Here is an 18,192-nt window from a genome sequence, read left to right as displayed (position 1 = left end):
GAGACGTGGAGGTGCGCCATGAGCAACAGGAATCTCGCGGCGGCTGTGGGAGTGGTGCTGGGAGCGGCGCTGGTGACCAGCGCCTGCGACTCCGGCTCGACGGTCGAGAAGGCCGGCCCCGAGTGCGTACAGATCGTGGAGGAGAGCACCGGCAAGAAGACCGGCGACTGCCTGCCGCTCGCGCCCCGGAAGGACCGCGTGGACCTGGGCAAGCCGGCCTTCTCCCATCCGGCATCGATCACCAACCCGCTGCACCCCAGCACCGAGGTCAAGCAGGTGATCTACGGCGGTCAGGTCGACGGCAAGCCGTTCCGGACCGAGTTCACGCTGCTGCCCGGCACCAAGACCATCGTCCTGAAGGGGGAGCGCGTGAAGGCGCGCACCGTCCAGTACATGGCCCTGTCCGACGGGCGCATCGAGGAGCTCGCGCTCGACTGGTTCGCCCAGGCCGACGACGGTTCCGTCTGGTACCTCGGCGAGGACGTCTTCAACTACAAGAACGGTGTGGTCGCCGACACCGGAGGCACTTGGCTGGCAGGGAAGACGGGGCCTGCGGCGATGATCATGCCCGCGCGGCCGGAGACCGGCGATGTCTACCGGCCGGAGAACGCGCCGGAGACCGTCTTCGAGGAAGTCACGGTCAAGGCCACCGGGCAGACCGTCGACGGACCGTACGGACCCGTCAAGGGCGCGATCACGGTGAACGAGCTGCACATGGACGGCTCCCGCGAGGACAAGGTCTTCGCCCCCGGTTATGGCGAGTTCTCCACCGGAAACGCGCATGGCGACCTTGAGGCGGTCTCGCTGGCGGTGCCCACCGACGCGAAGCCGGGGCCGGTGCCGGGCGACCTGACCGCGCTCTCGGGCGCCGTCCGTGCGGCACACGACGGCCCGACGGACGCGACGGCGCGGAAGGCGCGTGCGGCCTGGGACGCGTACGAGGCCTCGGACCGCGTGCCGCGTCTGCTGGCCCGGCAGATGGGCCGCGACCTGGACGCCCTCATCAGGGCGGTTGGCGCGCACGACGCGGCTGCCACCCGCGGAGCGGCGCTGCGGGTCGCCCAGAACGCACTGGACCTGCGCCTTCGCTACGAACCGCTCTCCTCCGTAGAGGCGGACCGGATGGATCTGTGGGCACGCCAGGTGACGATCGACGCGGCCGCCGGGGACGACGGCGCGGTCGCGGGGGACGTCACCAGCCTCGAACTCACCTGGGAACGGGCCGGCGCCGGTACTCCGGCCGACAAGGCCGCGCCGGTCGACGACGCGCTGCGCGAGCTCCGCGAAGCCGCCGACCACAAGGACACCGCCGCGGCGGCGAAGTCCGCGCCCCGGCTGCTCGCCGTGCTGGGTGACGCGTCGTGAACCTGCGCTACGGCTTGACCGACCGGTAGTAGCGGCGCGCGCCGTCGTGCAGGTCGAGCGGGTCCGTGTAGAGGGCCGTCCGCAGGTCCACCAGCTGGGCCGCGTGCACCTGGTCACCGATGTGGTCACGGCTGTCGATCACGGTCCGGGTCAGGCCCTCGGTCAGTTCCGGGTCGGCGCGGTCCGTGGTGACCAGGAGGTTCGCCACGGCCAGGGTCGGCACCGCGGCGTTCTGCTGCGCCTTGGGATAGGCGTCCGCGGGCATCACGGCGGCCCGGTAGTAGCGCGACGCACCGCCCTGCTTGTGCAGCTCCTCCACCAGGTCGCCGAGTTTGACGAGGCGGATGTCGAACTCTTCGGAGAGCTCAAGAACCGAACTGGTGGGCAGTCCGCCCGACCAGAAGAAGGCGTCGATGTCGCCCTTCTTAAGAAGAGTGGGCGCCTTGTCGATGCCGGCGTCCACCGCCGTCAGATCCTTCTCGGGATCGAGGTCGGCGGCCTTGAGAACGCGGTCCGCTATCAGCCGCACGCCCGAGCGCGGCTGCCCGACGGCCACCCGCTTGTCCCGGAGATCCGCCGCCTTCTCGATGTCCGACGAGCGCCGGACGACGAGCTGGACGTAGTCGTCGTACAGCCGCGCACACCCCCGCAGCCGGTCTGCGCCCGCACCGCCCTCCAGGCGGTACTTCTCGACGGCGTCGGCGGCCGCGATGGTGAAATCGGCCTTCCCCGTGGCCACCCGCTCGACGTTCTCCTGCGACCCCTGGCTGTTCAGCAACTCCACGTCCACCTTGGGCATGTCCTGCGCCACGGCGGTCCGCAGCAGCTTGCCGTACCGCTCGTACACGGCGTTCTTCACGCCCGTACTGAACGTCATCCGGCCACCAGGAGAGTCGTCGCCCGCCGGGACCAGCCACCACATCAGAAGACCGAAGACCACGAGGGCGGCGCCCGCACCCTGGAGTGCGCGCCGTCGGCTGATGTGGGGGAGTGCCTTGAGCATGCGCGCGATCCTGCCAGTCGATTCGCTCCGGTGACCAGGGGCGAACTCACACCGGCCACCGGGCGGCGCCCGCCCGTCCCGCTCGGGAGGCGTCCGTCACACCGTGATACCCGGACAAACCTCACTTGACGGATGTGGAGCGAGTGTCGTCGTACTGCCCATGACACAGACAGAGGCGTAAGTAAATCGAGCAGATAAGGCGGAGTTTTTGGGCTCGATCGAGCGAGAGTTCACTTTTTAGACACACCTGCGACCGCGGCTACACTCCCCCGCCATGGTTAGGGCGAGCAACACCGGCAGCAGAAGACGAGAACAGCGAAATCGCCAGATATTCGTCGACGGTTCCGGCAGGCGCCGGCGGCTCCTGCGGTACGCGGCCTTGCTGGTCGCCTGTGCCTGCGCGGGCTACCTGCTGCTGCTCGCCACGGCGCTGACGGGCGTCCTGCGGCAGCACGCCGGTGCGGCACCCGGAGCGGTCGAACCGGCCCCGGCCACTGGTGTGGCTGTCACGGCGACGAGTGGAGGCATCTCTACGTGAGCCGGCACGCGCAGCGGCGTGACCCGCGCGTTCACTGGGTGCTGATGGTCATCGTCCTCTCCGCGGTCGCCGCCGCGCTGCTCTTCGAGGGCTGGACCACCCACCAGATCTCCTCGGCGCAGACGCGGACGGCCTGTACGTCACCCGTGCCGAAGGCGGCGGACGACGGCGATCCGGTGCTGAGCATCACCGGCGACAAGGTGGAGACCTCCGCGATGCCCGCCCGCACCGTCGCGCTCACCTACGACGGCGGGCCCGACCCGGTGTGGACCCCGCGGCTGCTGAAGCTCCTGCGCGAGCACGACGCGCACGCGACCTTCTTCCTCTCCGGCGCACAGGCGGCCCGGCAGCCCGATCTGGTGCGGCAGATCCACGCCGCCGGGCACGAGATCGGCTCGTACACCTACACCGGCGCCGACCTGGGCTCCGTGTCGGCGCGGCGGGCCGGGATCGAGCTGTCGCTCACGCAGACGGCGCTCGCGGGCACCGCTGGCGTCGACACCCGGCTGCTGCGGCTGCCGCACACCACGCAGGCCGACACGCTGTGCGGCGGCGAATGGGCAGCGGCGCGACGGGCCGCCGCGGACGGCTACCTCCTGGTCGCAGCCGACCGGCCGTTCCGGAAACCGGAGCAGGGCGTGGTCCGTCAGTTCAGCCACACGAGCACCGCGTACCACGAGACCGAGAAGCTGCTCGGCAACCGGAAGGTCGAGAAGTTCACCACCGTGACCGCCGGGCTCGCGCAGCCGTCGGCGAACGCACCGGTGTCCTCCCTCGACCGTCAGCAGGGCAAGGGCCTGGTCTGGGTGCAGGCCGCGGGGCATGTCTTCGTGGACGCCATGACCTGGGTGCTCGGGATCGCGGGCAGCCTCGCGGTGCTGCGCCTGCTGATGCTCGTAGTCTTCGCCCGCGCCCATAGCCGGCGGCTGGACCGCTTCCGCCCCGGCGCGCCCCGGCTGCGGGAGGTCAACGGGCCGGTGACGGTGCTGGTCCCCGCGTACAACGAGGAAGCGGGCATCGAGTCCACCGTCAGATCGCTGCTCGCCTCCACCCACCGGCACCTGCAGATCGTGGTGATCGACGACGGGTCGACGGACCGCACGGCGGAGATCGCCGAGCGCATACGCGATCCCCGCGTGACGGTGGTGCGGCAGGCCAACGCGGGCAAGGCGGCCGCCCTCAACACCGGTCTGGCCCACACGAAGTACGACTACGTAGTCATGGTCGACGCCGACACGGTCTTCGAGCCGGACGCCATTCACCGGCTCATCCAGCCGCTCGCCCACGCGGCCGTCGGCGCGGTCAGCGGCAACACCAAGGTCGGCAACAGGCGTGGCCTGCTCGGCAGATGGCAGCACCTGGAGTACGTCTTCGGATTCAACCTCGACCGCCGGATGTTCGAGGTCCTCGAGTGCATGCCGACGGTTCCGGGGGCCGTCGGCGCCTTCCGCCGGGACGCGCTGATGGGTGTCGGCGGTGTCAGCGAGGACACCCTCGCCGAGGACACCGATCTCACGATGGCGCTGTGGCGGGCCGGCTGGCGGGTCGTGTACGAGGAGTCTGCGGTCGCCTGGACCGAGGTCCCCACCAAGCTGGGCCAGCTGTGGAGGCAGCGCTACCGCTGGTGCTACGGCACGCTCCAGGCCATGTGGAAGCACCGCCGAGCCGTGTTCGAGGTGGGCCCGTCCGGGCGCTTCGCGCGCCGCGGTCTCAGCTATCTCGCCCTCTTCCAGATCCTGCTGCCGCTGCTCGCGCCGATCGTCGACGTCTTCGCGGTCTACGGACTGCTGTTCATCAACTCCGCGCAGGCGATCGGCGTGTGGGTGGGCTTCCTCGTCGTCCAGATGATCGTCGCCGGATACGCGCTGCGGCTGGACGGGGAGCGGCTGCGGACGCTGTGGTCGATGCCGTTCCAGCTTTTCGTCTACCGACAGCTCATGTACCTGGTGACCATCCAGTCCGTGGTCACCGCGTTGCTCGGCAACCGGCTCAAGTGGCATCGCATGCAGCGCTCGGGCTCGGCCGCCGACCAGTTGCCCAGGGGACGCGAGCGCAAGGAGGTGTTGCCCGGATGAGCAGGGGCGAGCGGGGAAGGCGACGTCGTACGCGGGCGGAGAGCGCGGAGTCGGAGCCGCTGACCGGCGCGGTCCTGCCGCAGCAGCGCACGGAGCTGCTGCCGCCGGACGCGGCCGGGTACGGGACTGCGGCCGGGTACGGGACTACGGAGTACGTGCCTATGGGTCACCCGCCTACGGAGTACGTGCTTATGGGGCACCCGCCTACGGAGTATGTGCCTTCGGGATACGCGACTACGGAGTACGGCGTCTCCGCGTACGAGCACGACTACGGGACGGCTGAGCAGACTGTCCCCTACACGGGGCGCGGTGATTACGGCGTCCCCTCTGAAGCCGATGACGAGTGGGACGACGAGGACGACGAGGACGACGCGGAGGACGACGGCTCCCGCCGCGGTCGGCGCCGCACGGGGACCCGCCGCAGCCGGCCCCGCCGGATCATGCGGACGTTGCTCGTCCTGGTGGCCGCGGCGCTGGTCACATCCGTGTCCACGTATGTCTGGGCCGACGCCAAGCTCGAACGCGACGTCGATCTCGGCAAGGTCGAGGACCGGCCGTCCGGCGGTGAGGGCACGAACTACCTCATCGTGGGCTCCGACAGCCGCGACGGCCTCTCCGGCCAGGACAAGAAGGACCTGCACACCGGCTCGGCCGATGGCCGCCGCACCGACTCGATGATCCTGCTGCACACCGGCCGCAACGGGACCACGATGATGAGCCTGCCGCGCGACTCCTGGGTCACCATTCCGCCGTTCACCCGCCCGGAGACGGGAAAGCGCCCCGCAGCCGAGAAGAACAAGCTGAACGCGGCCTTCTCGGAGGGCGGCCCGGAACTCCTTGTGCGGACCGTCGAGTTCAACACCGGACTGAAGATCGACCACTATGCGGAGATCGGCTTCGCCGGTTTCGTGAACGTCGTCGACTCGGTCGGCGGCGTCGAGATGTGCCTCGACAAGGCCATCAAGGACAAGAGCTCGGGCGCGGACCTGAAGAAGGGCTGCCAGACCCTGGACGGCACCGAGGCCCTCGCGTTCGTCCGCCAGCGCCATCAGGAGTCGGAGGGAGACCTGGGGCGGTCGAGGAACCAGCAGAAGTTCCTGTCCGCGCTCGCGGAGCAGGCCGCGGCACCGGGCACCGTGTTCAACCCGGTCAAGCTCTACTCGACCATGGGCGCGGGCCTCGACACCCTCATCGTCGACAAGGACCTGAGCCTGAAGGACCTCACCGCGATGTTCCAGGCGATGCAGGGGGTCGCGGGCGGCACGGGCAGGCAGATCAACGTCCCGGTGGCGAGTCTCGGCTTCCCCACGTCCAAGGGCAGCGCCGTGAAATGGGACGAGGCGAAGGCGAAGAAGCTCTTCGGCGAGCTCCGGGACGACCGGCCGGTGACCGTCCGGGAGAAGAAGTGACCGGCCGCCGGGGGCCTGCTCCCGCTGAACGACTCCGGCGTCGGGAGGTGTCCGAGGTACCGCCTACCCTTGTCACATGAGCAGCAGCGACCGGAGCCAGCCAGTGGGCGTCAAGGGAACATACGAGGTGCGCACCTACGGGTGCCAGATGAACGTCCACGACTCCGAGCGGCTCTCCGGGCTGCTGGAGGGCGCCGGCTACGAACGCGCGCCCGAAGGCTCGGACGGCGACGCCGACGTGGTCGTCTTCAACACGTGTGCCGTCCGTGAGAACGCCGACAACCGGCTGTACGGCAACCTCGGCCGCCTGGCGCCGATGAAGACCAAGCGGCCCGGCATGCAGATCGCCGTCGGCGGCTGCCTCGCCCAGAAGGACCGCGACACGATCGTCAAGAAGGCCCCCTGGGTCGACGTCGTCTTCGGGACGCACAACATCGGCAAGCTGCCGGTGCTCCTGGAGCGCGCCCGCGTCCAGGAGGAGGCGCAGGTCGAGATCGCCGAGTCCCTGGAGGCGTTCCCCTCGACGCTGCCCACGCGCCGCGAGAGCGCGTACGCGGCGTGGGTCTCCATCTCCGTGGGCTGCAACAACACCTGCACGTTCTGCATCGTGCCCGCCCTGCGCGGCAAGGAGAAGGACCGCAGGACCGGCGACATCCTCGCCGAGATCGAGACCCTGGTCGGCGAGGGCGTCTCGGAGATCACCCTGCTCGGGCAGAACGTGAACGCGTACGGCTCGGACATCGGCGACCGCGAGGCCTTCAGCAAGCTCCTGCGCGCCTGCGGGAAGATCGAGGGCCTTGAGCGCGTGCGTTTCACGTCCCCGCACCCGCGCGACTTCACAGACGACGTGATCGCCGCGATGGCCGAGACGCCGAACGTGATGCCGCAGCTGCACATGCCGCTCCAGTCCGGCTCGGACCCGGTTCTGAAGGCGATGCGCCGCTCGTACCGCCAGGACCGCTTCCTGGGGATCATCGAGAAGGTCCGCGCCGCCATGCCGGACGCTGCGATCTCCACCGACATCATCATCGGCTTCCCCGGGGAGACCGAAGAGGACTTCGAGCAGACGATGCACGTCGTGCGCGAGGCCCGCTTCGCCAACGCCTTCACCTTCCAGTACTCCAAGCGCCCCGGTACGCCGGCGGCCACCATGGAGGGGCAGATCCCCAAGGAGGTCGTCCAGTCGCGTTACGAGCGTCTGGTCGCCCTCCAGGAGGAGATCTCCTGGGAGGAGAACAAGAAGCAGGTCGGCAGGACTCTGGAGCTGATGGTCGCCGAGGGCGAGGGCCGCAAGGACGGCGCCACGCACCGCCTCTCCGGACGTGCTCCCGACAACCGCCTGGTCCACTTCACCAAGCCGGACACCGAGGTGCGCCCCGGCGACGTGGTGACCGTCGAGATCACCTACGCGGCGCCCCACCACCTGCTCGCCGAGGGCGCAGTCCTGGGCGTACGCCCCACGCGCGCGGGTGACGCCTGGGAGAAGCGCAACACGGAGGCGGCGGCCAAGCCCGCGGGCGTGATGCTGGGGCTGCCGAAGATCGGTGCTCCGGAGCCGCTGCCCGTGGCCTCCGGCAGCGGCTGCGGCTGCGACTGACTGCGGGAGAGACGCTGATGCCGGGGGACGGGCGCCGGACGGCGCGCTGGGCGCTGCTGATGGAGAACCCTCCCGGGCCGGGGGCGTGGCATCTGTTCGAGCAGATGGCCATGGTGGAAGGCACGCACGAGGAAGCGGTGGAGCGGTTCGGGGAGTTCGTGCGTCTGTACCGCCCCAAGCACCCGCGCTATCCGGTACGGGTGCGGCGCTTCCGCACGGGCAACGGCTGGATGGTGATCGGCGAGGGTTCCGGCGGAGGTTCCTTCCCGTACCGTTTCTCGATCGCCGAGCTGGAGTGGGACTCGGGCCCGATCGCCTACTAGTGCGCGTTACGCTGCGGATCATGCTTGTCGCCGCAGCCGTCTGCCCCTGCCCGCCCCTGCTCGTGCCCGAGGTCGCCGCGGGCGCGGCCCCCGAACTGGACGCCGCGCGCGCTGCGTGCACGGACGCCATCGGGGTGCTCGCAGCCGCACGGCCCGACCGGCTCGTCGTGGTCGGACCCGCCGAGCAGAGCGGGCGCGGGTGGCACACGCAGGGGGCCCGTGGGTCCTTCCGCGGCTTCGGAGTGGACCTCGGCGTGCGGCTGGGGGCCCCAGCCGCACACGAAGGCGCGGACGGCCTCGCTGACGGCGCGGCAGACCGTGAGCTTCCGCCTTCGCTCGCCGTGGCTGGCTGGCTGCTCGGACGTACGGAATGGTCGGCCGCACCGCTGGACGGTCTCGGCGTGGGGGAACCTCTCGGGGCCGAGCGGTGTATTCAAGTCGGAGGGGACATCGCGACGCGGGCCGACCGGGTGGCGCTGCTGGTGATGGGCGACGCCAGCGCGTGCCGCACGCTGAAGGCGCCGGGGTATCTGGACGAGCGGGCGGCCGGATTCGACGCGGCGGTCGCGCGTGCGCTGGGTGCCGCGGACGTCGAGGCGCTCAAGGGCCTGGACGAGCAGCTGGCGTACGAGCTGAAGGCGGCGGGCCGGGCGCCGTGGCAGGTGCTCGCGGGCGCGGCCGAGGGCGCGGGCCTGCGCGGTGAGCTGCTCTACGAGGAAGCGCCGTACGGCGTGGGGTACATGGTGGCCGCCTGGTCGTAGCGGCGGCCCCGCTGCCGTCGGCCGCAGCAGCGGTGAACGGCGCGGCGACGGCCGCGGAGCTGATGGCGCTCCGCGACCGTCCGCCGGTGCGGGTCGGCCGATGGCTCGGCCGGTGGTGCCGGGCGGATGATGCGGCCCGTGACGTGTCCTTCAGGGGGCCGGCGGGGGCGTCGGAGGGGTGGTGTCGCCACCGCCCGTGTCCTTGCCACCGCCCGCGTCCTTGCCGTCGCCGGACGTCCCGGCGAGGCGGTCCACGGCGTGCTTCGCCTTGCCCGTGCCCGTCTGGATCTTGTCGCTGTACTTGCCCTTGGTCTTGGCGTCGACCACCTTCGCGGCCTTGTCGAGACCGTGGTCGATCTTGTCCCCGTGCTGTTGCGCGAGTCCCGAGACCTTGTCCTTGGCCGGGGCGAGCTTGTCCTTCAATTTGTCCAGGAAGCCCATCGTTACCTTCCCTCACTGGGAGAGCTACTTGCGGGCGCCTTCGTCGGCCTCGTTGTCGGCGACCTTGCCCGCGGACTGCTGCTTCGGGATCTCCACACCCTCGGCCGCGGCCGCATCCGCGCTCTCGGCCTGCTCCTCGGCTTCGGGCTCGGTGTCGTCCGTTGCGGCGGCCGCGGCCTTTTCCTCGGCCTTGTCCCCGGCCTCCGCCCCGGTCCCGGCCTCGGAAGTCTCCTCGGCCGCGGCCGGCTCGGCCGTCAGGGTGTCGGCCGCCGCCTCAGTTGTCGACGCCTCTTCCGAATCCTTGGACTTCCTACGGAACCGTGAAAAAACACCCATAACTACTCCATACGTTACTCGTGTGGGCGAAATGCCGTGCCGCCCGGTGCGCCCTGTTGCGCCACTCGGGTCACCGGTCCTCGAAACCGGCGGCCGGAACCTCGCAACAGGCAACGACCCCGGACCTGGGGCGTCACGTAACTCGTTCGGGAAGTGGCCGAGAGGTTTGCGAGACTGGGGCGGTGAGTAGCGCAGCTCCCGCCCCGCGGGTCATCGCCGTCGTCGGTCCGACCGCGGCAGGAAAGTCCGATCTGGGCGTTTTCCTCGCCCAGCGTCTCGGCGGCGAAGTCGTCAACGCCGACTCCATGCAGCTCTACAGAGGGATGGACATCGGGACCGCCAAGCTGACGCTCGAAGAGCGCGACGGAGTGCCGCACCACCTCCTCGACATCTGGGACGTCACGGAGGCGGCGAGCGTCGCCGAGTACCAGAAGCTGGCCCGCGCCGAGATCGACCGTCTCCTCGCCGCAGGGCGCTGGCCGATCCTGGTCGGCGGCTCCGGGCTCTACGTCAGGGGAGCCGTCGACCAGCTCGAGTTCCCCGGCACTGACCCCGCCGTAAGGGCCCGCCTCGAGGAAGAGCTGGAGCTGCGCGGCTCCGGAGAGCTGCACGCCCGCCTCGCCGCCGCCGACCCGGGAGCGGCCCAGGCCATCCTGCCCAGCAACGGCCGCCGGATCGTCCGCGCCCTAGAGGTCATCGAGATCACCGGCAAGCCCTTCACCGCCAACCTCCCCGGCCACGAATCCGTCTACGACACTGTCCAGATCGGCGTGGATGTGGCCCGCCCCGAGCTCGACGAACGGATCGCCACGCGCGTGGACCGCATGTGGGAGGCCGGCCTCGTCGACGAGGTGCGCGCCCTGGAGGCCGTGGGCCTGCGCGAGGGGCGTACGGCGTCGCGTGCGCTCGGGTACCAGCAGGTGCTCGCGGCGCTCGCGGGGGAGTGCACCGATGACGAGGCGCGCGCCGAGACCGTGCGCGCCACCAAGCGCTTCGCGCGCCGCCAGGACTCGTGGTTCCGCCGCGATCCCCGGGTGCATTGGCTCAGTGGTGCGGTGGCCGATCGGGGGGAACTCCCGGCACAGGCACTGACGTTGGTCGAACGAGCGGTCACAGCCTGATCACGTGATGGCATCGGGACGCTCCGGCGGTCATCCCGGCCCCTGGCGCCGTGCCATCATCGACCATCGATCGACCAGTGGAGTCCGGAGTGGGAGGGCGGATGGCGATGGAGGCCGGCCCTCGTGACACCGCACATGACGGCGGCGAGCTGACCCCCGACGGGCCCGACGCGGCGCTTGACGGCGTCACCGACGACGGGCCCGGCGCGGACGAGATGGCCGCGGCCGAAGTCGAGGTCGAACTCCGCCCGCAGCGCCGGCTGCGCATCTGGCAGCTCGCGCCGATCGTCGTCCTCGCCGCGGCGGGCTCGCTGATGTTCGCCTTCCCGCTGGCCTTCGAGTTCGGTGACGGCGGTGCCGTGGTCGCCATGCTCGGACTCCTGATCAGCTGCTGCGCGGCGGGCTGGGGAATGATGGCCGCGCGCCGCGTCGGGCACACCTGGCCGGGGCTGCCCGAGCGTGGTTCCGGCAAGCGCCCCGACTGGCGCGTCGTCTCCGCGTACGCCCTGGTGTTCCTGGCCGCCGCGGTCCTCGCCGTATGGCGGGTAGCGCGCCTTCGCTGACGGCGTCGTACGAGGTCAGGGCCCGTCCGGCGACCGCCGGGGCGGAGTGTCGCAGCCACCCCGTACGATCGAGGAATGAGCACGCGGATCGCTTTCCTCAAGGGGCACGGGACCGAGAACGACTTCGTGATCGTCCCCGACCCCGACAACGCCATCGAGCTGTCCCCGGCCGCCGTGGCCGCCCTGTGCGACCGCCGCGCGGGCATCGGGGGCGACGGTCTGCTGCACGTCGTGCGGTCCGCGGCACACCCCGAGGCGCAGCATCTGGCGGACCGGGCCGAGTGGTTCATGGACTACCGCAACGGCGACGGTTCGATCGCCGAGATGTGCGGCAACGGAGTGCGCGTCTTCGCCCGCTACCTGCAGCGCGCGGGACATGCCGGCGAGGGCGATCTGGCCGTCGCGACCCGTGGCGGCGTGAAGACCGTGCACATCGCCAAGGCCGAGGCCGGCGGGGACATCACCGTGGGCATGGGCAAGGCGATCCTCCCCGAAGGGGACGTGACCGTCTCCGTGACCGGCCACCACTGGCCCGAGCGCGATCTGGACGTGGCCGACCACCTCTGGCCGGCGCGCAACGTGAACATGGGCAATCCGCACGCCGTCGCCTTCGTGGAAGACCTCGACCAGGCGGGCGCCCTGCTCGCGCCGCCGCCCTTCAGCCCGGCGTCGGCGTACCCAGAGGGTGTGAACGTCGAGTTCGTGGTCGACCGCGGCCCGAACCACGTCGCCATGCGCGTCCACGAGCGCGGCGCGGGCGAGACCCGCTCGTGCGGCACGGGCGCGTGCGCCGTGGCCGTCGCCGCCGCCCGCAGGGACGGCGCGGACCCGTCGGTCACCGGCACGCCGGTGACGTACACCGTAGACCTGCCCGGCGGGCGCCTGGTGATCATCGAGCGTCCCGACGGCGAGATCGAGATGACAGGACCCGCGGTGATCGTCGCCGAAGGCGAGATCGACGCGGACTGGCTCGAAACAGTAATCCCGTGAACTGTCGCTCGAATGGGTGATCCGTTTCACGCTCGGCGAGAGGCGGTCAGCGGCGCGTGATGGGCTCGGTAGCATCAAGCACCGGCCCGGACGGAGCACGTCGTCGTCCGCTCACCGCCGGTCGGAGCAGCCGGAGGTGCCCATGAGTGCGGAGGCCACAAACCCTGCGATGCCTGGTCCCGTGACGCCCGGAGCACAGCGCAGGCGCGGTCGTCCGCGGCTTGACCTGCGCAGGCTCGGCCGGGCGGCCCTCATGGGAGGGGCCACGCGCGACCGGCTTCCGGACGCGATCGGCCATGTGGCGGAAGCCCATCGCGCCCACTACCCGGACGCGGACCTCGAGCCGCTGCGCCGCGCGTGGGTCCTCGCCGAGTCCTCCCACCGCGGCCAGATGCGCAAGAGCGGTGAGCCGTACATCACACATCCGCTCGCCGTGACGCTGATCCTCGCCCAACTGGGCGCGGAGATCACGACCTTGACCGCGTCGCTGCTCCACGACACCGTCGAGGACACGGATGTGACGCTCGATCAGGTGCGTACGGAGTTCGGCGACGACGTCTGCTATCTGGTCGACGGCGTCACCAAGCTCGAGAAGGTCGACTACGGCGCGGCCGCGGAACCGGAGACCTTCCGCAAGATGCTCGTCGCCACCGGCAACGACGTGCGCGTGATGTCGATCAAGCTCGCCGACCGCCTGCACAACATGCGCACGCTCGGCGTCATGCGCCCCGAGAAACAGGCGCGGATCGCCAAGGTGACGCGGGACGTGCTGATTCCGCTCGCCGAGCGGCTCGGCGTCCAGGCGCTCAAGACCGAACTGGAGGACCTCGTCTTCGCGATCCTCCACCCGGAGGAGTACGAGAAGGTCAAGTCGCTGATCGCGGCCGACGCGGAGAGGGACGGCGACCCGCTGGAGCAGACGGCCGACGACGTACGAGGAGTGCTGCGCGAGGCTGGCATCGCCGCCGAAGTCCTCATCAGGCCACGGCACTTCGTCTCCGTCCACCGTGTGCACCGCAAGCGTGGCGAGCTGCGTGCGGCGGACTTCGGGCGGCTCCTGGTGCTGGTGAACGAGGACGCGGACTGTTACGGCGTCCTCGGCGAGCTGCACACGTGCTTCACGCCGGTCGTCTCGGAGTTCAAGGACTTCATCGCCGTACCGAAGTTCAACCTGTACCAGTCGCTGCACACCGCCGTGGCCCGCCCCGACGGCGAGGTCGCCGAAGTCCTCATCCGTACGCACCAGATGCACAAGGTGGCCGAGGCGGGCGTCGTCGCCCTGCGCAATCCCTACGCTCCTCCTTCGGAGGAGCAGTCCGACACCGCTTCCGGCGACGCCGCCGACGACGGTGAGCGCGCGGACCCGACCCGGCCCGGCTGGCTCTCCCGGCTTCTCGACTGGCAGCAGGCGGCTCCCGACCCGGACACGTTCTGGTCCACGCTGCGCGAGGACCTCGCCCAGGACCGGGAGATTGCCGTTTTCCGGCCCGACGGCGGCACGCTCGGACTGCCCGCGGGCGCGACGTGTGTGGACGCCGCCTACGCGCAGTACGGCGAGGACGCCCACGCCTGCATCGGCGCGCGCGTCAACGGCCGCCTGGCGACGCTCAGCACCGTCCTGCGGGACGGCGACACGGTGCAGCTGCTCATGGGGCAGGACGTGGCGTCCGGGCCCTCACGCGAGTGGCTCGACCACGCCCGCACCCCCGCCGCCCGGATCGCCATCCGGCGCTGGCTCACCAGCCACCCCGCGCCCGCCGCCACCCCTCAAGGTGCGCCCCCGGAGCAGCCGGCGCCCGCGCCACCGCAGCACGCCGCCGATTTCCCGCGGCCCGCCGCGGCGAACGCCGTCGTGGACCGGGAGGGCGCGAGCGTCCGCCTCGCGGGCTGCTGTACGCCCGTACCGCCCGACGAGGTGACCGCCTTCGCGGTGCGCGGCGGTGTCGTGACCGTGCACCGCGTCGAGTGCCCCGCGGTCGCACGCATGAAGGAAGTGGGGCGCGCGGAGGTCGGAGTGCGCTGGGGGGACAGTGCGGGATGCCGCGTCACGCTGACCGCCGAGTCGTTCGGGCGGGCGCATCTGCTGGCCGACCTCACCGAAGCCATCGCCCTGGAGGGCGTCGAGATCATGTCGGCGACCGTCGAGCCGCCGAGCCAGCAGCGCGTGCGCCACACGTACACGCTGCAACTCCCCGATGCGGCCCACCTGCCCGGCCTGATGCGGGCGATGCGCGCGGTGCCCGGCGTGTACGACGTGAGCCGTGCGCAGCATCCGGCGGCGGCCACTTCGTAGGGCCCGCTCCGAGGGCGGCCACTTCGTAGTGGCCGGTGGACGCCAATCGGCGTCTGCCCCCGGTCGCGTGGGAGGCATCCGGGACTCGTTCGGGTGGCATGGCGCGCGCCGACACCGGTGTCGAAGGCCCGCGCTGATAGCGGTGGTTCATGCTGCTCACCCCCCGGGCCAAGGCCGCACGGCCGAAGACCCTCCGCATCGCGACCGCGCTCCTGGCCGCGGCCACCTCCGCCACCCTGCTCGCCGCGAGCGCGCCGTCACCGGCCACTCCGCTCGGCATCGGCGACCCGCTCTTCCCGCATCTGGGGAACCCCGGGTACGACGTCGCGTCGTACGACATCTCCTTCGACTATCGCGGCGACAACAAGAAGCCGCTGGACGCCGTGACGGTGATCGACGCCCGCGTGACGTCCCCGCTGGAGCGGGTCAATCTCGACTTCGCGTACGGCAAGGTCCGCTCCGTCGCGGTCAACGGCGCACCCGCCCGTTTCGCCTCCACCGGCGAGGACCTGGTCGTGACGCCGCAGCGGCCGCTCGGCCCGGGCGAGGGGGTGCGGATCACCGTCCGTCACACCAGCGATCCCACCCCTGGGAAGAACCAGGTAGGCGGCTGGGTGCGCACGGACGACGGGCTCGCCATGGCCAACCAGGCCGATGTCGGGCACCTGGTGTTCCCGTGCAACGACCACCCCGCGGACAAGGCCCGCTTCACGTTCCGCGTGACGGCTCCCAAGGGACTCACCGCCGTCGCCAACGGCCTCCCCATGGGGCAGACGCGAAACGCGGGCACCACCACCTGGGCCTACCGCTCCCACCACCCGATGGCGACCGAACTGGCCCAGGTGTCCATCGGCCGCTCCTCCGTGGTGCACCGCTCCGGGCCGCACGGCCTCCCCGTACGCGATGTGGTGCCCACCAAGGACCGCAAGAAGCTGGAGCGCTGGCTGAAGAAGACGCCGGACCAGATCGGCTGGATGGAGGGGAAGGTCGGCCGCTACCCCTTCGAGACGTACGGCGTGCTGATCGCCGGGGCGCAGACCGGCTTCGAACTGGAGACACAGACACTCTCTCTCTTCGAGAGAGACCTTTTCACGCGGCCCGAGTTCCCCGAGTGGTACGTGGACGCGATCATGGTGCACGAGCTGGCGCACCAGTGGTTCGGCGACAGCGTGAGCCCGCGGTCCTGGTCGGATCTGTGGCTCAACGAAGGCCACGCCACCTGGTACGAGGCCCTCTTCGTCGAGGAGAGGTCGGGGAAGCCGGGGACGTCGCTCAAGAAGCGGATGCACGAGGCGTACCGGCAGTCGGATGCCTGGCGTGCCGCAGGCGGGCCGCCCGCAGCTCCGAAGAAGCCCGCGCCGGGTCAGAAGATCAGCATCTTCCGCCCCGTCGTGTACGACGGCAGCGCCCTGGTCCTCTACGCACTGCGGCAGGAGATCGGTCGGGACGCCTTCGACCGGCTCGAGCGGGAGTGGGTGCGCACCTACCGGGACGGGAACGCGGCCACCGCGGACTTCGTGCGCCTCGCCTCCGAGACCGCGGGGCGCGACCTGGACGGATTCTTCGACGCCTGGCTGTACGGCGCGAAGACGCCGCCGATGCCCGGGCATCCGGACTGGCGTAAGCCCGCTCCCGCCAGGAAATAACCCATGTGACGAGACGGGCCGTTCCGTGCAACCATCCTCTGGTCGGCGTCGCGGCCGGTCCGGGAGAACCCTTCGGTGGAATCTCAGGGTCGACGCGGGTCGGCCCGGGGAATCCCGGGACGGCCCCGAGCGTTGACGACTATGACGGAATCCCATCGACGTAAGGATCCAATGACCTCCTCTTCTTCCCCTTCCCAGGACGCGCAGAGCCTCGCGCAGAACTACCCCGAAGGTCTTCGGGCCGATGCCCTGATGGAAGAGGACGTCGCCTGGAGCCACGAGATCGACGGAGAGCGGGACGGCGAGCAGCTAGACCGCTCCGAGCGCGCGGCTCTGCGCCGCGTCGCGGGCCTCTCCACCGAGCTCGAGGACGTCACCGAGGTCGAGTACCGACAGCTCCGCCTGGAGCGTGTGGTGCTCGTCGGCGTATGGACCTCGGGCACCGTGCAGGACGCCGAGAACTCGGTCGCCGAGCTCGCCGCCCTCGCGGAGACCGCGGGTGCGCTCGTGCTCGACGGAGTCATCCAGCGCCGCGACAAGCCCGACCCGGCGACGTACATCGGATCCGGCAAGGCCCAGGAGCTGCGCGACATCGTCCTCGAGACCGGGGCCGACACCGTGGTGTGTGACGGTGAGCTGAGCCCTGGCCAGCTGATCCACCTCGAAGACGTCGTCAAGGTCAAGGTGGTCGACAGGACCGCCCTGATCCTCGACATCTTCGCGCAGCACGCCAAGTCCCGAGAGGGCAAGGCGCAGGTCGCCCTTGCCCAGATGCAGTACATGCTCCCCCGCCTGCGCGGCTGGGGTCAGTCGCTCTCCCGTCAGATGGGTGGCGGCGGATCCAGCGGAGGCGGCGGCATGGCGACCCGTGGTCCCGGTGAGACCAAGATCGAGACGGACCGCCGTCGGATCCGCGAGAAGATGGCGAAGATGCGCCGGGAGATCGCGGAGATGAAGACGGGCCGCGACATCAAGCGCCAGGAGCGCAAGCGCAACAAGGTGCCTTCGGTCGCGATCGCCGGTTACACGAACGCGGGCAAGTCCTCCCTGCTCAACCGACTCACGGGCGCGGGCGTCCTGGTGGAGAACGCACTGTTCGCCACCCTCGACCCGACCGTGCGCCGGGCCGAGACGCCGACCGGCCGGATCTACACCCTGGCCGACACCGTCGGGTTCGTCCGGCATCTGCCGCACCACCTCGTCGAGGCGTTCCGCTCCACGATGGAGGAGGTCGGCGAGTCCGACCTGATCCTGCACGTGGTGGACGGTTCGCACCCGGTGCCGGAGGAGCAGTTGGCCGCCGTGCGCGAGGTGATCCGCGAGGTGGGCGCGATGGACGTGCCCGAGATCGTGATCGTCAACAAGGCGGACGCGGCCGACCCGCTGGTGCTCCAGCGGCTGCTGCGCAACGAGAAGCACGCGATCGCGGTGTCCGCGCGTACGGGCGCAGGCATCGACGAGCTGCTCGCGCTGATCGACGACGAACTGCCGCGGCCCAAGGTCGAGATCGAGGCCCTCGTGCCGTACACGCAGGGTCAGCTCATCTCGCGGGCGCACGCCGAGGGCGAGGTGCTCTCCGAGGAGCACACCGCCGATGGCACGCTGCTCAAGGCGCGGGTGCACGAGGAACTGGCGTCGGATCTCACGCCGTACGTTCCGGTCGCGAGCTGAACGCGGGCTCCGGCAGGCGTAGTTCACGCATCGGTTGACACGGCGAAGGCCCGCCCCCTC

16 protein-coding genes are annotated in these 18,192 nt (G+C 70.6%); 13 read left to right on the top strand and 3 right to left on the bottom strand.

The window, feature by feature from the left end:
• The first annotated feature begins 18 nt into the window (after positions 1-18).
• Positions 19-1,365 carry a hypothetical protein gene (locus AB0O76_RS33935; protein WP_365499327.1) on the top strand — a complete coding sequence of 449 codons (1,347 nt, stop codon included), beginning with the start codon at positions 19-21 and terminating at the stop codon, positions 1,363-1,365.
• 7 nt (positions 1,366-1,372) lie between these two features.
• Here the strand turns inward: AB0O76_RS33935 and AB0O76_RS33930 are convergent, their stop codons facing one another.
• Positions 1,373-2,368, bottom strand: coding sequence for a TAXI family TRAP transporter solute-binding subunit (locus tag AB0O76_RS33930; protein ID WP_365499324.1), 996 nt, complete (start codon positions 2,366-2,368; stop codon positions 1,373-1,375).
• A gap of 274 nt (positions 2,369-2,642) precedes the next feature.
• Here AB0O76_RS33930 and AB0O76_RS33925 point away from each other — a divergent pair, with 274 nt between their 5' ends.
• The 6 genes from AB0O76_RS33925 (at position 2,643) to AB0O76_RS33900 (ending at position 9,071) form a co-directional block, all read left to right on the top strand.
• Positions 2,643-2,906, top strand: a complete 264-nt coding sequence (locus tag AB0O76_RS33925) for a hypothetical protein (RefSeq protein WP_365499321.1) — start codon at positions 2,643-2,645, stop codon at positions 2,904-2,906.
• Positions 2,907-2,950: 44 nt separating this feature from the next.
• The gene (locus AB0O76_RS33920) at positions 2,951-4,981 is read left to right on the top strand and encodes a bifunctional polysaccharide deacetylase/glycosyltransferase family 2 protein (protein WP_365499438.1); all 2,031 of its coding nucleotides are present in this window, start codon (positions 2,951-2,953) and stop codon (positions 4,979-4,981) included.
• Positions 4,978-6,390: an LCP family protein gene (locus tag AB0O76_RS33915; RefSeq protein ID WP_365499318.1), complete on the top strand. Its 1,413-nt coding sequence runs from the start codon at positions 4,978-4,980 to the stop codon at positions 6,388-6,390. The genes AB0O76_RS33920 and AB0O76_RS33915 overlap by 4 nt, the downstream gene beginning before the upstream one ends.
• Before the next feature lie 76 nt (positions 6,391-6,466).
• Positions 6,467-7,987, top strand: coding sequence for a tRNA (N6-isopentenyl adenosine(37)-C2)-methylthiotransferase MiaB (gene miaB / locus AB0O76_RS33910; protein WP_365499315.1), 1,521 nt, complete (start codon positions 6,467-6,469; stop codon positions 7,985-7,987).
• Between the two features lie 17 nt (positions 7,988-8,004).
• The gene (locus tag AB0O76_RS33905; RefSeq protein ID WP_365499312.1) at positions 8,005-8,310 is read left to right on the top strand and encodes a hypothetical protein; all 306 of its coding nucleotides are present in this window, start codon (positions 8,005-8,007) and stop codon (positions 8,308-8,310) included.
• 20 nt (positions 8,311-8,330) lie between these two features.
• Positions 8,331-9,071 (top strand): class III extradiol dioxygenase subunit B-like domain-containing protein, encoded by a 741-nt coding sequence (locus tag AB0O76_RS33900; protein WP_365499309.1) that lies wholly within the window; start codon positions 8,331-8,333, stop codon positions 9,069-9,071.
• Between the two features lie 150 nt (positions 9,072-9,221).
• Here the strand turns inward: AB0O76_RS33900 and AB0O76_RS33895 are convergent, their stop codons facing one another.
• On the bottom strand, positions 9,222-9,512 hold the full coding sequence (locus AB0O76_RS33895) for an antitoxin (protein WP_365499306.1): 291 nt from the start codon (positions 9,510-9,512) through the stop codon (positions 9,222-9,224).
• Between the two features lie 24 nt (positions 9,513-9,536).
• Positions 9,537-9,848 (bottom strand): hypothetical protein, encoded by a 312-nt coding sequence (locus AB0O76_RS33890; protein WP_365499303.1) that lies wholly within the window; start codon positions 9,846-9,848, stop codon positions 9,537-9,539.
• Positions 9,849-10,030: 182 nt separating this feature from the next.
• On the opposite strand from AB0O76_RS33890, the gene miaA reads away from it, so the two are divergent.
• The 6 genes from miaA to hflX all read left to right on the top strand — a co-directional run bounded on the left by miaA (position 10,031) and on the right by hflX (position 18,132).
• On the top strand, positions 10,031-10,969 hold the full coding sequence (miaA, locus tag AB0O76_RS33885; RefSeq protein WP_365499300.1) for a tRNA (adenosine(37)-N6)-dimethylallyltransferase MiaA: 939 nt from the start codon (positions 10,031-10,033) through the stop codon (positions 10,967-10,969).
• Positions 10,970-11,070: 101 nt separating this feature from the next.
• Positions 11,071-11,532 carry a hypothetical protein gene (locus AB0O76_RS33880; protein ID WP_266871283.1) on the top strand — a complete coding sequence of 154 codons (462 nt, stop codon included), beginning with the start codon at positions 11,071-11,073 and terminating at the stop codon, positions 11,530-11,532.
• Positions 11,533-11,607: 75 nt separating this feature from the next.
• Positions 11,608-12,522 carry a diaminopimelate epimerase gene (dapF, locus tag AB0O76_RS33875; protein ID WP_365499297.1) on the top strand — a complete coding sequence of 305 codons (915 nt, stop codon included), beginning with the start codon at positions 11,608-11,610 and terminating at the stop codon, positions 12,520-12,522.
• 142 nt (positions 12,523-12,664) lie between these two features.
• Complete coding sequence (locus AB0O76_RS33870) at positions 12,665-14,815, top strand: HD domain-containing protein (protein WP_365499294.1); 2,151 nt, start codon at positions 12,665-12,667, stop codon at positions 14,813-14,815.
• 149 nt (positions 14,816-14,964) lie between these two features.
• On the top strand, positions 14,965-16,461 hold the full coding sequence (locus AB0O76_RS33865; protein ID WP_365499291.1) for a M1 family metallopeptidase: 1,497 nt from the start codon (positions 14,965-14,967) through the stop codon (positions 16,459-16,461).
• 171 nt (positions 16,462-16,632) lie between these two features.
• Positions 16,633-18,132, top strand: a complete 1,500-nt coding sequence (gene hflX / locus AB0O76_RS33860; protein ID WP_365499288.1) for a GTPase HflX — start codon at positions 16,633-16,635, stop codon at positions 18,130-18,132.
• The last annotated feature ends 60 nt before the right edge of the window (positions 18,133-18,192 follow it).

It is taken from the genome of Streptomyces sp. NPDC086554, from assembly GCF_040686095.1.
GTDB lineage: Bacteria > Actinomycetota > Actinomycetes > Streptomycetales > Streptomycetaceae > Streptomyces.
The sequence above is the reverse complement of the archived record's forward strand: the minus strand, read 5'-3'. Positions and strand labels throughout refer to the sequence as shown.